At 62.1% G+C, this 13541-nt stretch carries 10 protein-coding genes; 9 read left to right on the forward strand and 1 reads right to left on the reverse strand.

Annotated features, from left to right (window positions below):
• The first annotated feature begins 171 nt into the window (after window positions 1-171).
• Window positions 172-3063: an ATP-binding protein gene (locus ACT6Q8_RS19865; RefSeq protein ID WP_444733901.1), complete on the forward strand. Its 2892-nt coding sequence runs from the start codon at window positions 172-174 to the stop codon at window positions 3061-3063.
• Window positions 3064-3151: 88 nt separating this feature from the next.
• On the opposite strand, the gene ACT6Q8_RS19870 is transcribed toward ACT6Q8_RS19865, so the two are convergent.
• On the reverse strand, window positions 3152-3490 hold the full coding sequence (locus ACT6Q8_RS19870) for a ribbon-helix-helix domain-containing protein (protein WP_054169090.1): 339 nt from the start codon (window positions 3488-3490) through the stop codon (window positions 3152-3154).
• Window positions 3491-3719: 229 nt separating this feature from the next.
• Between ACT6Q8_RS19870 and ACT6Q8_RS19875 the strand changes: the two genes are divergently transcribed.
• From ACT6Q8_RS19875 to ACT6Q8_RS19910, 8 genes are all read left to right on the forward strand, one after another.
• Window positions 3720-3896 carry a hypothetical protein gene (locus ACT6Q8_RS19875; protein ID WP_156344715.1) on the forward strand — a complete coding sequence of 59 codons (177 nt, stop codon included), beginning with the start codon at window positions 3720-3722 and terminating at the stop codon, window positions 3894-3896.
• Window positions 3897-3982: 86 nt separating this feature from the next.
• Window positions 3983-5221 (forward strand): YcaO-like family protein, encoded by a 1239-nt coding sequence (locus ACT6Q8_RS19880; protein ID WP_054169089.1) that lies wholly within the window; start codon window positions 3983-3985, stop codon window positions 5219-5221.
• An 18-nt stretch (window positions 5222-5239) separates the two neighbouring features.
• Window positions 5240-5989 (forward strand): TfuA-like protein, encoded by a 750-nt coding sequence (locus ACT6Q8_RS19885; protein ID WP_444733902.1) that lies wholly within the window; start codon window positions 5240-5242, stop codon window positions 5987-5989.
• Window positions 5990-6074: 85 nt separating this feature from the next.
• Window positions 6075-6764, forward strand: coding sequence for a Crp/Fnr family transcriptional regulator (locus ACT6Q8_RS19890; protein WP_444733903.1), 690 nt, complete (start codon window positions 6075-6077; stop codon window positions 6762-6764).
• A 345-nt stretch (window positions 6765-7109) separates the two neighbouring features.
• Window positions 7110-9032 carry a tetratricopeptide repeat protein gene (locus tag ACT6Q8_RS19895; RefSeq protein WP_444733904.1) on the forward strand — a complete coding sequence of 641 codons (1923 nt, stop codon included), beginning with the start codon at window positions 7110-7112 and terminating at the stop codon, window positions 9030-9032.
• Between the two features lie 194 nt (window positions 9033-9226).
• Window positions 9227-9703, forward strand: a complete 477-nt coding sequence (locus ACT6Q8_RS19900; protein ID WP_444733905.1) for a hypothetical protein — start codon at window positions 9227-9229, stop codon at window positions 9701-9703.
• A gap of 160 nt (window positions 9704-9863) precedes the next feature.
• Window positions 9864-11339, forward strand: a complete 1476-nt coding sequence (locus tag ACT6Q8_RS19905; protein WP_444733906.1) for a tetratricopeptide repeat protein — start codon at window positions 9864-9866, stop codon at window positions 11337-11339.
• 118 nt (window positions 11340-11457) lie between these two features.
• Window positions 11458-13329 (forward strand): flagellin N-terminal helical domain-containing protein, encoded by a 1872-nt coding sequence (locus ACT6Q8_RS19910; RefSeq protein WP_444739418.1) that lies wholly within the window; start codon window positions 11458-11460, stop codon window positions 13327-13329.
• Window positions 13330-13541: the final 212 nt, after the last annotated feature.

Genomic DNA, 13541 nt, shown 5'->3' on the forward strand with positions numbered 1-13541 from the left:
GCGGGGAAATGGGATGCTATCGTATGCGCCATTGCCGATCCGATAAGACTTGGTGGGCTTGCGGCGTCGGTATCTGATTTAAATTCCGTTACCATTGGTTGGCGGGCAAACAGAATGTCGGTGGCGGGTGTCGAGAGCGTTGTAGACACACACGATGGCATGATTGCATCGGTGGGTTCCGCGCGCCCGGCGCTGACGCGGGCCGACCGCCGCATGGTGACGGCCTTCTTCTGCGATATTGTTGAATCATCCAAGCTGGTGATCCCGCAGGATCCGGAAGACGCCTATGACCAGTTGTCGGGCATCATCGATATCATGCGCCGCCATGTGCTGGCCTTCGGCGGCACTGTTTGCCAGACCCTTGGCGATGGTATCTACGCTGTTTTCGGTGCTCCTGTTTCCCAGGAAAATCACGCGATCCGGGCTTGCTACGCTGCCGATGCCATTCTTCGTGAGGTTGCGCGCGGCGGTCGGGCTGTTCGTATCGGTATCTGTTCAGGCGAAGTGTTGTGGGACCATATGGCGGTTGGCCGGCAGTCGGCCAATCCCGCGACGGGTCCCGCCATCCACATTGCGGCAAAGATGCAGCAATCTGCCCCGCCCAATGGCGCCCGGTTGGCGGATTGCACAGCGCGGCTGATCTCTGATTGGGTGGAAACGCGCCCTTCGATGCTGCTGGCGCTGGGCGGAGATGAGCCGACGCAGAGCCATGAGTTTCTGGGTCTGCGCACCCGGCGCCGCCAGTATGATGATTGCCTGCCGCTTGTGGGGCGTGAATCGATCCGCAAGCAGCTTGGCCTGGCCATGGCCGCCCTGGATGGTGACCATTCGACGCCATTTTCCGCGCATTTGGTGCAGGGTGCAGCCGGCCTGGGCAAAACGCGCCTGATCCGTGCCCTGTCCGACATGGCCCGTTCGCGGGGCTTGCGAGTGATTGAATGGCAGGTGCCCGCGGTGGAGCCTGTGGGCGCCCCCAGCCCGTTGCACCAGCTGGTTGTGGAGCTTCTGGATTGCCCCCTGCCCCGGACGGGGGGTGGTATTGCGGCCATGCTGCGTGCCGCAGGCGCCTCCCCGGAAGAGGCGGATGCCTTGGTCGGTGTGCTTCTGCCCAGCAATGATGAAAGCCGGGGTGGAGCGTCGGCCATTCTGGCGCTGGCGGTCAGTGCCGTTGTCGCCCTGGCCCGGTCTGCCGCCACCCGTCACCCCCTTGTCCTGCTGGTGGAGGATGCGCATTGGGCGGACACGGCGGTGCAGGCCACCCTGTCCGCCCTGCTTCAGCAGACCCCTGCCGATACACGGATGGTTCTGGTCCTGTCCAGCCGAGAGGAAGGCTTGGCGGCCAGCATCGCCAGCCAGACGGTCCTGCGAAAATATCCGCTGTCCCCGCTTGCCGCGTCCGAGGTGAACAGTCTTCTGGATATGTGGATGGGGCAGTCGCCGGCGCTGGAAGCGATCAAGGCTGACTTGTCCCGCCGCGCCAGGGGCAATCCGTTTTTCATGGTCGAATGCATTCGCGTCCTCATGATGAACGGGGCGCTGCTTGGCGATGTCGGGGCTATGCTGCCCGGTCCCGTACCAAAAATCCCGCTACCGGATACCGTGCAGTCATTGCTTGCGGCGCGCCTGGACATGCTGGACGAGGAAGCCCGCCAGTTGCTGCGGGCGGCGTCCGTGGTCGGGCCGACATTCGATATCGCGGTGCTGGCCGCGCATTTCCGCAGCGCCACCATAGGGGATCGTCTTCAGGACCTGATCCGTTTGGGTTTCATTGATGAAACCCGACTGCTGCCCCGGCAGGAGTGCAGCTTCCATCATGCCTTGCTGCATGAGGCTGTTTATACTGGCATCACGCGGCGTGACCGCCAACACCAGCACGCCGCCCTGGCCCTGCTGCTGGGGGATAAAGAATTCGTGCAGCTGCCAGGCCGGTTGGCAGCCCAGGCGCGCCATGCGTCCAGTGGCTGCCTCTGGGATACCGCCGTGCAGGCGGGCCGTGCCGCCGCACAGGATGCGTTGAGCCGATCCCTGGCGGTGGAGGCTGTTTCCCTTCTGTCCATCGCTGTGGAAGCGAATGAAAAGCTGGAAGACACGCATGAGGTTATGCTGGATGGCATCGACCTGCGTCTGGCCCTGGCCAGGGCGGCCATGCCCGCGGGTGACGGGGGGCGCGCGCTGTTGGCATTGGACCGTGCGGTCGTTCTTGCGCGCGCGGCTGGCGACGAGTCGCGTGCCCTGGCCGGCATGGTGCAGCAGATAAATTACGAACGGGTTTATGGCCGTCTGGACCAGGCTGTCGCCTTGACGGAGACGGTTATCGCCTATAGCGGCGGGATGACCCGTGCCCATCCGGAATTGCTGATCATCGCCGCTGCCTGCCTTCTGGATGATGGGTCCGCAGAACAGGCCCTGACATTGCTGGATCTGGCGGAACGGACGGAAGCCTGGATCAATCACGAACGCGGGCTTTACCTGACCCTGGATGCCGGGATGGTGATAGCCGGAAAGCGGGCCTGCTGCCTGTCCCAGCTTGGACGGGACGCAGAGGCGGAGATATTTGTTCAGAAGGCGCTGCAGGGCGCGCAGGCCAGCAGCTATCCGTTCAACCGTATTTATGCCCGCCTTGACCTTGCCGATGTCCGGATGCGGCAGCGCCGTTTTGGCGATGTCCTGGCTTTCAGCTCCGAGGCGCTCAACATCTCGCGTGCAACCGGATCGACTCTATTGGACGCCATCAATCTGGCCCGGCGCGGTTTGGCATTGGCCTATCTTGGCCGGGTTAGTGGCGGGCTTGCGGATATTGAGCGCGGGCTGCGGCTTGCACAGAGCAGGGGAGCGGCTCTGCATGGGGCATGGGCACGTCACGCCCGCATGCTCGTCCTTGCCCTGGCAGGTCGGATGGAAGAGGCGTTGAAGGAGCGGCAGGAATTGGCCCGCACCGTACAGGAGCGGGGTTATGGCCTGCTTCGCCGGTCCATGCCTGAAGAGAGCGATCTTAAGGCGATGGCCCATCACCTGTCCACCAACAGTCTTGGTGTGGCCGGGCGATCCGCCTTGCTTCACTGAGCCATAATGGCTTGCGCAAATAAAAGGAGCGGTACCGCTTTGCGGCCGCTCCTGTTTTATTGGCAAGGCCGGATAGATCCGGTCGGGTCTAGAACTTGAGATCGGCCGGCAGGTCGGACAGATCACGCAGCAGCATGGTCGACACGCCCTTGGACACGGCGCGATAATATGCCACCAGGAAGGCCCGGATCGTGGCGGTCAGCGACGCGTTCTGGTGCTGGCGGCGCGACACGATCGTGATCACCTGATGGATGCTGAACCCTTCGCGTTCAGCGATTTCATGCAGTGCCTGCCACATCACGGCTTCCAGGCGAACACTGGTCCGATGTCCGTCAACCCAGACATTGTGGCTGATCAGCTGCCCATCGATCTCCAGATCGTGGGGCTCATAGACCGTAATATCGTTACGGGAATGCGGAGCGTTCATCGGCGACCTCGCCTTTCTGGATCAAGTGGATGCCTATCGCCCTTTGATGCGATCGGCCGCGCTTTGTGAACACACCATAGCGTTCCTTCTGCATACGATGCTGTGAACCACTTCACACAGCAAAACGGACGTACCGGATTACGGTCATTGGCGAGGCCAGACACATGCGCTCTGCGTTGTCAGGTTGTCACTCGAACAAACTCTAAGCTGTAATCCAAGGAGAACACATATGCTGACGCGTGGTGCCGATGGCCGCCTGTACCGTATTGGCCCGAACGGGGCCGTGGTTGTGACCGAGGAGCAGAACCTGTCCCGCGGCCGCGTTCCGGCGCAGCGCGCGATGGATAATGGCGCTTCCGCCGACCTGCACTTCGCGAGTGCCGATCTGCATATGGCCAAGATGTAACGACTGGTGGGTGCTGCCCTGGAGGATTCCGGGGCAGCCCCAACCGGTGTTGTTGCGTATCTGATTGAATGTGAAAGGGAACGGCAATGGATCAGGTTCGCTTGACCGACTGGGACAATCTGGAAGCCCCGCAATGGCGCCGGTTAGTCTCGGCGGAAGAGACGCTGGCCCGTGTTAAACCGCTGTTCCCGTTATTCGGCATCACCCGCGTGGCCAATGTTACCGGCCTGGACACGATCGGTATTCCCGTCGTCATGGTCAACCGCCCCAATTCTCGCGGTTTGGCCGTTTCGCAGGGTAAAGGCGTCACCTTGGCTGCGGCCAAGGCGTCTGCGGTGATGGAAAGCATTGAAAGCTGGCATGCGGAACGGGCCTCGCACCTGTCGCTGCGTATCGGTTCCTATGAGGATCTGCGCTACTCGCTGCCCGTGGTGGACCCCGATCTGCTTCCCTGCAACATGGACAGTGTCTACACCCCGCACCATCAGTTGCTGTGGGCGGAGGGCACCAATCTCCGGGATGGCAACAGCCTGTGGATCCCGTATGAGATGGTTCACAGCAACTATACCCTGCCGCTGCCAACGGGTCATGGCTGTTTTCAGGCCACGTCGAACGGTCTGGCGTCGGGCAATCACTGGATCGAGGCGGTGATCCACGGTCTTTCCGAAGTGATTGAGCGGGATGCCCGCACCTTGTGGAATCTGCTGCCCGAAGAGGCGCAGGAAGATACCCGCGTTGACCTGGAAACCATCGCCGATCCGGCTTGCCGTGCGCTGTTGGCACGCTTCGCCCATGCCGGTGTTGCCGTTGGGGTGTGGGACCTGACGTCCGATATCGGGGTCCCCACCTTCCTGGCCCGCATTGTTCAGGCCGATGCCGGCCTGGGGACGACGGTGCGCCCGGCCGCCGGCTATGGCACGAATCTGGTGCCGGAAATCGCGCTGTCCCGCGCCCTGACCGAGGCTGCGCAAAGCCGGCTGACCTTCATCTCCGGTGCGCGCGATGACATGCGCCGCGAGGAATATGATCATTTCCTGGCGGAAGAGCAGCAGATGCTGTGGCTGAACCGCATCCGTCTGGGCGCTACAGTACGTGACTTCAACGAGATCAAGGGATGGCGCGGTCAATCCCTGCGCGGTGACCTGGGCGAGTTGCGGCAGCGCCTTACCAATGTCGGTATCGAAGATGTCGTCGTTGTAGACCTGACCCGTGCCGAGATCGGCATCCCCGTTGTCCGGGTTGTGGTGCCGGGCCTCGAAGGTGTGGATGCGACGTCGCAATATAGCCTGGGTGCGCGCGGGCGCCGCGCCGCCGGGCTTGCCTGACCCCTGGAGGGATAGACCATGAGCAATCCTGTGATCGTCTTCCTGGGCCCCACCCTGCCTGTATCCGCCGCGCGCAAGGTGTTGAACGCTGATTTCCGACCGCCTGTCGCACAGGGCGACGTGCTGCGCGCAGTTCAGGATAATCCGGCGGCCATCATCATCATTGATGGCTATTTCGGGAATGTCCCTGCCGTCTGGCACAAGGAAATCCTTTTTGCCATGGCGCGCGGTATCCCGGTGTTTGGGGCGGCCAGCATGGGGGCCCTGCGGGCAGCCGAACTGCATACGTTCGGGATGGAAGGCCATGGGGCCGTGTTCCAGGCCTTCGCCGATGGTCGGCTGGAAGATGATGACGAGGTGGCAGTCACCCATGGACCGGCGGAGCTTGGCTATCCTTCGCTGTCCGAAGCCATGGTCAATATCCGCCGCACCCTGTCCGACGCGCATGCCGCTGCCATCCTCTCGGTAGAGGGACGGCGGCGCCTGGAGGAGATTGCCAAGGATCTCTGTTACCGCGACCGTAATTATGGTCGCGTCCTGCGCGAGGCGGAGGAGGAAGGCGAGGTCGATCCTTTCGAGTTGTCCGCTTTCCGTGACTGGCTGACCATCGGGCGGGCCGATCAGAAGCGCGAGGATGCCGTGTCCCTGCTGACCCATGTGCGCGATACGCTGGCCAGTGGCACCCTCAGCGTCCGACCGATCTACGCTTTCGAGCATACGGCCATGTGGGAGCGGGTGGCCCGTCCGGCATCGGCAATGCCCGTCTGACTTGCATTTTCCTGCCGCGGCATCAATCCTGGCAATGTAGGGGGAACGTGGTTACCGTTCCCCCGGAGATGACAGGGGGATGTCAGTGGCACCTGCCTTAGATACCGCGCTTCTGCGCCGCAACAGTCTTTTCGCGGTATTAGACGACACTGAAATGGAAGCGATGCTGGAGTTCGCCAAGGTTCGGCGGGCCGCAGCGGAGGAGCGTATCTTCGCCAAGGGTGACCCTGGCGACAGCCTCTATGTCATTCTGCGTGGACGGGTGGCGGTACAGACCGAGTCGGATGAGGCGAAGGTCATGCTGCTGAACATCCTTGATACGGGCTCCCTGTTCGGGGAGATCGCCATGCTTGATGGTGGCGAGCGGACGGCAACGGTGGTGGCGCAGGAGGCCACGGAACTTCTGCGGATCGACCGCCGCGATTTCATGCCGTTTCTGTTGCAGCGTCCTGATCTCTGCGTTCGCCTCATGACGGTTCTGTGCGAACGGGTGCGCTGGACAAGCGCGATCATCGAGGACACGGTTTTCCTCAACGTACCGCGCCGACTGGCAAAGCGCATCCTCATGCTGTCCCAGGCCTATGGCCGCGCCACCGATGCCGGTACACGCATCACCACCTTCGTCAGCCAGGAAGATCTGGCCAATATGCTGGGCGTGTCGCGGGAAAGCGTGAACAAGACGTTGAAGCAGTTCCAGACAGCAGGGGCCATTTCCTACCGTAACGGCTACATCATTGTGCATGATGAAAGCTTCCTGGATCAGGTCTCGCGCTAGGCGTAGTGTATCGGCGGGAATCGGCAAGCTGGTGGCGTGGCGTGAAGAAGGCATCTGACGCTCGGAATATGGTGATCCTGGTGCTGGGTCTGGCCCTATCGGCCTGCGCCAGCCATGAAAGCCAGGTGAACGACAATTACATGTATGTTCCGACCCGCCCGCCGGCCCCGGCTCCAGCCACGGTAGCGGCCCCTGCGGCTCCGGCCCCTGTTGCGGCTCCCGCCCCGCCCCCGGCAACAGCGCCCGCCCCGGCACCGGTACCAACGACACCGGCACCCGCGGCAAAGCCACCCCCGCCCGCCAAGCCTGCCCCCACCCCCCCCGCGCCAAAGGCGGGCACCTGACATGGATGTCAATTCAGCGATCGATCAGGCCATCGCACGCCATCAGGCGGGCGATTGGGCCGGGGCGGAGGCTGCCTATCGGGATATCCTGGTCGCGGCACCCGCGCTGGCGGAAATACATTACCTGCTGGGCATGTCATGCCTTTCCCAGGGCAAGGCAAGCGCTGCCGTGAAGGCATTGCGCACGGCCCTGCGGATGAAGGATGGCCGCGGGGATTGGTGGCACAATCTGGGTATCGCCCTGCGGCAGTCCGGTGACCCGGCGGCGGCCCGGCAGGCCTTTGCCACGGCCATTACCCAACTGGATGCAAACCCCGCCCAGCAGGCGGAGGCCCTGGCGGAGCAGGGTGCCCTGCTTGCCGGCACGGACCCGCAGGAGGCGGAGGTGCTGTTGCGCCGGGCCCTGGTGCTGGTACCCGGTTTGCCGTCCGCAGCCGGCAATCTGGCGGCGGTGCTTTTCAACCGTTGTACTGATGGAGAGTTTCTGAACCGGCCCGAGGCTGTGTCATTGCTGACAGAAGCGCATCGCCTGTCGCCGGCCAATACCGTCATCGCCAATCGCCTGGGCATTGCGTTGCTGCGGGCGGAACGACATCAGGAGGCGCTGGCCCTGTTCGATGCCGTGCTGTCGCGGGAGCCGGATAATGGCGCCGCCCTGCTGGCGCGGTCGGATGTGCTTTCCATCCTGGGGCGTTTCGAGGAGGCTGCCGCCGCAGCGCGCCAGGCTGCGGTCGGGTCGTCTGGCCGGCCTGGGCCCCTCGTGGCGCTGGGTGTTGCCCTGCATGGCCAGGGCTCTCTGGAAGACGCCCGTCAGGCGTTCGATGCCGCCATTGTGATTGATCCGGATAATCTGCCCGCCCATCTCAATCTCGGTACGCTTCTGCGTGATCTGGGTGATGATGAGGGGGCGGAGCGTTGTTATCAGCGGTCGCTGCAACTCGCCCCGTCAATGCCCGTGGTGCATTGGCAACGCGCGCAGGCCCGCTTGATAGCCGGGGATTTTGTTGAAGGCTGGCGGGAATATGAATGGCGGTGGGACATACCGGGCTTCAGCCTTTCCCCCGTCTTGCGTGCCCTCCCCGTCTGGGACGGCAGCAGCTTGCCGTCAGGCGCCATCCTGTTGGTCCATGCGGAGCAGGGGCATGGCGACAGTTTGCAGTTTGTGCGTTATCTGCCGTTGCTGAGGGCGCGGGGCCTGAATGTGCTGTTGCAGGTGCAGCCGGCTCTGGTCAGGCTGTTCCGTGAAAGCCTGCCGTCGGATATCGCGGTTGAACGGCTGGGAGCGTCGGTGCCAGAGACGGTATCATGCCGTTGTCCCTTGCTGGGCCTTCCGTTGCGCCTTGGTACCTGCAATCTGACAGACATTCCAGCGCAGGTACCATATCTCTCGGCCCCGTCGGATCGTCGTGATCTGTGGCGTCAACGGCTGCGCGATCTGCCGGGATTGAGGGTGGGGTTGGTCTGGGCCGGGGATTCGCGGGAGGGTGATCCGCGGGCGGCGGCAACGGATAAAAGACGCAGCCTGTCCCTGTCGCAATTGGCGATCTTGGGCACGCTCCCCGGCATTACGTATGTCAGCCTCCAGAAGGGACCCAAGGCAGCTGAGGCAGCGCAGGCGCCTTTCCCATTGCATGATTGGACAGATGAACTGACGGATTTCGCCGATACCGCGGCACTGGTCAGTGAACTGGATTTGGTGATCGGTGTGGATACGGCTGTCATCCATCTTTCGGCGGCGCTGGCCAGGCCGACCTGGGTGCTGTCGCGCTTTGATGGCTGCTGGCGGTGGCTGCGCCATCGGGCAGACAACCCCTGGTATCCGGAGTTGCGTCTTTTCAGGCAGAGACAATGGGCTGATTGGCGCCTCGCAATCGCCGAATTGGTTAACGCGCTGGCGCTGTCACCACCCAAAAGATCTGGATAAGTCAAACTGTTGGATTTCAAGCTTATCTTTTTGCCATATCTCTGTTGGCCAAATGAAAATGGTATCATCCGTATAGTGGGGATGGGGTTCGTGACTCCTCAATGATTCTGCATATTTAGCGGTTTCAAAGATTCCGTTTGCGTGTTCCGTTGAGCTGCGCTAATGTTCACCGGTCTACGAGAAGGCTTACGGCCATGCAGATTGAGGGGATCAGGAGCGTATCAACGCCTTATGTGTCTGCGGTGACGCAAAGCAGCGCCGCGGCTGAAGAGCGTTTGACTGAAGCCCCTCCGGCCCGTTCATCCAACCTGCCCTATGTCAGTCCCGTCCTGCAATATGACAGCGATGCTGCGGTTGCTGTTCTGTTGTTCCGCGATGGCGGCAGCGGTGACGTCGAGACGCAATACCCGTCGAAGCGCGTTGTTCGCGAGTATCAGCTGCGTGGTCGGGAGGCAGGTGTTTCGGAAGCATCTTCCAACACGGGTGAGCGTTCTGGTGGGAATCAGCTTCTAGCCCTGGCGCGCGGCGGGATCAGCGCAATCAGCGGCTCTGCCCCTGCAGGCTTTGCCGGTGCCGGTGCGACCACCGTTTCGCCGACCGTGGCAGCGTCACCGACCGTGGTGATCGCTGGAGGCGGCAACGTGGTGGGCACGGTCAATTTCGTCGCCTGATTTCAGTTCTCGACCGTTTTATCTTGATATGCCGGAGCACCCGTCAGGTCTCCGGCATTTTATTTAATTCTGGATCGAATTGTTCTGGCTTGCCGTCTGGATTTATTTAACGCCTCTGTGACATGGTGCCGTCAGGCAGGGCCATGGTGGGGCGGAAAACATGGAAGCGGGATTTTTCGCCCGGCAGGCGGAGCAGTTGCTGGCCGATGGCGACCCGGCGGGTGCACAGCTTACCGCCGCGAAGGCCGTCTTGCTTGATCCCAAGGATTCCTATGCCCAGGCCCAGTTGGGGCAGGCTCTCCTGCGACTACATAGGCCGCAGGAGGCCATTGAGGCTTTTCAGGCTGCCCTCATCGGTGCTCCCGATATGCCTGCTCTACACCTGCTGTTGGGCAACGCCTATCGGGCGTCTGGCGACAATGCGCGCGCCGTCCCTGCCTATGCGCGGACCGTCGCGCTTGCGCCCGACATGGCTGGTGCATGGCGCAATCTTGGTCTGGCACAGCTGGGGAGCAACAGGGCTGCGGAGGCGTCGGTAACGTTGCGCCACGCCTGTGCGCTGGAACCGGATTCCGCAGCAAACTGGAACTCGCTGGGGGCAGCGCTGCATGCGACCGGGGCGGTCGATGCAGCCCTTTGCGCCTTCACCGAGGCGGGCCGCCGCGGGGCCGTCGGCACGCCGGAGGGAAACAGAGCGCGCTGGAACGAGTCGCTGCTGCGCCTTCTCACAGGGGACATGGCGCGCGGCTGGATGCTGCACGAATTTCGTCGTGATGGGCCGGCGGGCGCCAGAGCGGCACCGTTCGGCTTACGCTTTCTGACGCAACGGCCGGTATTCGGGATGCGGGTGCTGGTGACGGTGGAGCAGGGGCTGGGCGATATCCTCATGATATTGCGGTTCCTGCCTCTGCTGGCGGCGGAAGGGGTGCGTATCATCATGCAGCGCCCGGCCCCCATGCGCCGGCTGCTGGCCGATTTTCCAGGTGTGGAAGCATTCCTGGATGAGGGGATGCCGGTTCCGCCCGTGGATGGCATTCTGCCATGCATGTCACTGCCGGGCCTCTTTGTTAGGGATGCCGGGCACGTTCCGGGCAGGGTGCCCTATCTGCATCCCGACCCGGTGCTTGCCGCCCGTTGGGAATCCCGTCTCTCAGAGGCGCGTCGATTACGGGTTGGCTTTGTATGGGCCGGCAATCCCGACAATGCCCGCGATCTTGAACGCTCCCTCAGCCTGGATCAGGTGCTGCCACTGATGTCCATTCCGGGGATCAGCCCGGTCGTGGTGCAGGTGGGGGGCGGACGGCAGCAACTGGCGCGGTATTCATTGCCACCAGGCACCATCGATCTGGGCGCAGAGATTGCCGACATCGCCGACACGGCTGCCATTCTCTCCCGACTGGATGTTCTGGTCAGTTGCTGCACAATGCCGGCCCATCTGGCGGGGGCCATCGGCATTGCCACGAATATCCTAGTCACGGCGGTTCCCGACTGGCGCTGGGGCCTGGGACGGGTGGATACTGCATGGTATCCTTCTGTCCGTCTGTTCCGCCAGGAAAGGCCAGGTGACTGGTCCGTGCCACTTGCCGAACTGGCGCGCGATCTGTCCATGCGTATAGGTGCTGGCGTCCGTCGTTAAACGGCTTGACTCCTCCCCGAAATAGGTGTTCCCTGCACTTAACCCGAAAAATTCGGGTAAATCATACCTCCAAAGGAGAGACACTATGTCTGGTAATGACGTCAGCTTGACCGCTGGTATGCGTAATAACCTTCTGCTCCTGCAGAAGACCAACAAGCAGGTCGAGTCCATCCAGTCGCGTCTGGCGACCGGTAACAAGGTCAATTCTGCCCTTGACGGCCCCAACTCGTTCTTCGCTGCGAAGGGTTTGAACACCCGTGCGGGCGATTTGTCGAGCCTCAAGGAAGCGATGGGCCAGGCCATCAGCACGATCCAGGCCGGTGACAAGGGTATCACCGCCATTGAGGATCTGGTTGCACAGGCCCGTGGTCTGACCACGACCGCTTACTCCAATCTGGGCAATGACGCTTCCTCCATCGCTGCGCGCAAGTCGCTGGCGGAGCAGTTCAATCGCCTCAAGGATCAGATCGACAAGATCGCCGGCGACAGCGGTTATCAGGGTAAGAACCTGCTGAAGGGCAATGGTCTGACCTTGGACAGCACCGCCGACAGCCGCAAGGGTGTCAACAGCATCTCCGGCCTGTCGAACAGCCGCGTGACGAACGTCGTCAGCGCCGACACCTACTCCGTTAAGGTCAGCGGCACCGGTGCCATCAGCGCCGATCTGGAAGATATCGCGAAGGCGGAGGATAGCCGCGGCTTGGCCTCTTTGAAGGTCGCCGGCACCATCTCTGCGACGTCCGGTAACTTCTCCGACATCAGCGTCGAGATTCGCGGTAACAGCGGTCGTGAGCGTACGGCCATTGTGACGGAAAACGGCGAGTCGCGTACATTCAAGTTCTTCGACAACACGCAGTCGGCGGTCGCCAGCACGACGACTGCTGGTGCTTCGGGCACGCCTCAGACGTCCCGCGTCACCATCAGCGGCTCTATCGAAGAGGGTGATACCTTCACTGCGACGGTGAATGGTCAGTCCTTCTCATATACGGTTGAGGCGGGCGATCTGGAAAACGCTGGCGTTGCTCGTACGCCGGATGAACTCCGCGAACAGATTGCCAGCAAGCTTGCCGATGCAGTGGCTGCCGGCTCGGACTTCTCCGCTGTTGGCACCAGCGCCACGGCGGACGGCACGGGCGAGCGTTTCAATGTGGTCTACAATGCCGGCAATGACTATTTTGAAGTCAGCTCGGATCTGACGACCGGCACCGGCACCAGCTTCACGATCGGTGCAACCTCCTCCAATGCCTCGACGAAGGCAATTTCGCTGACATTCTCCTCCGGTACGACTGTCTCGTTCACGGTGGATCGTACTCTGCTTGAGGCGAAGGGCACTGCCGCCAACGGCGTCTCGACCATTGAGAAGAATGTCGACATCACTCTGTCGGCCACGAACCTCAACGGTGTGACGGTGGAACGTTCGGGCCTGAATGCCCGCGGCAATTCCAAGCTGAGCGAAGGCGAGAACTCGCTGACCTTCGATAGCGGCACCGTTCGTGTGACTGTTGATGCCTCTACCGTCAAGGCGGCGGCCTCGGCTGCGAAGTCGGCTAACCTGACGACGGTTCAGCGTACGGATGCCAACACCGAGAACGATCTGGCTGTTCAGTTCAACGCCGACAACACCTCCAACATCCAGGTGGTGAGCCGGAACGTCACGTCGGACGGCCAGGGCCTGCGTATCGACTATGCCCAGAACAACTTCCTTGACCGTGCCGATATCGACAAGGCCGTTGCCAGCCTGGACTTCGCAACCTCCACGCTGCGCAGCGCCTCTCAGGCTCTGTCAACCAACCTGAACGTCATCCAGACCCGCGAGAGCTTCACCAACGAGTTCTCCAACGTTCTGGTTGAAGGTGCGAACAAGCTGGTCCAGGCCGACCAGAACGAGGAAGGCGCGAACCTGCTGCTGTTGCAGACCCGTCAGCAGCTGGGCACCATCTCCCTCTCGCTGGCCAATCAGGCTCAGCAGTCGATCCTGCGGCTGTTCTAAGCCACAGGGCCGTAAGGCAAAGGGAAAGGCGGGCCAAAAGCCCGCCTTTCCTGATTCTGGTCGGTATTCACCTCCCCACGCCAGCCTACCTGGGGCAAAATGTTCGGGTGTGCTGGTGCGTTTTTTCGTGACCGCCGGGGGGTGGCTGGCTTACTTCCTTGTGCAGTATGGACGCCGCCGAGCGGGCTCGTGCGTCCTTGAACGGGAAATGC

This window comes from Niveispirillum sp. (assembly GCF_052437035.1).
Classification (GTDB): Bacteria; Pseudomonadota; Alphaproteobacteria; order Azospirillales; family Azospirillaceae; genus Niveispirillum.

Coding starts and splice junctions, on each gene's coding strand:
- ACT6Q8_RS19870 (WP_054169090.1), bottom strand. CDS start 3,490: ATGAACGCTCCGCATTCCCGTAACGATATTACGGTCTATGAGCCCCAC.
- ACT6Q8_RS19875 (WP_156344715.1), top strand. CDS start 3,720: ATGCTGACGCGTGGTGCCGATGGCCGCCTGTACCGTATTGGCCCGAAC.
- ACT6Q8_RS19880 (WP_054169089.1), top strand. CDS start 3,983: ATGGATCAGGTTCGCTTGACCGACTGGGACAATCTGGAAGCCCCGCAA.
- ACT6Q8_RS19885 (WP_444733902.1), top strand. CDS start 5,240: ATGAGCAATCCTGTGATCGTCTTCCTGGGCCCCACCCTGCCTGTATCC.
- ACT6Q8_RS19895 (WP_444733904.1), top strand. CDS start 7,110: ATGGATGTCAATTCAGCGATCGATCAGGCCATCGCACGCCATCAGGCG.
- ACT6Q8_RS19900 (WP_444733905.1), top strand. CDS start 9,227: ATGCAGATTGAGGGGATCAGGAGCGTATCAACGCCTTATGTGTCTGCG.
- ACT6Q8_RS19905 (WP_444733906.1), top strand. CDS start 9,864: ATGGAAGCGGGATTTTTCGCCCGGCAGGCGGAGCAGTTGCTGGCCGAT.
- ACT6Q8_RS19910 (WP_444739418.1), top strand. CDS start 11,458: ATGCGTAATAACCTTCTGCTCCTGCAGAAGACCAACAAGCAGGTCGAG.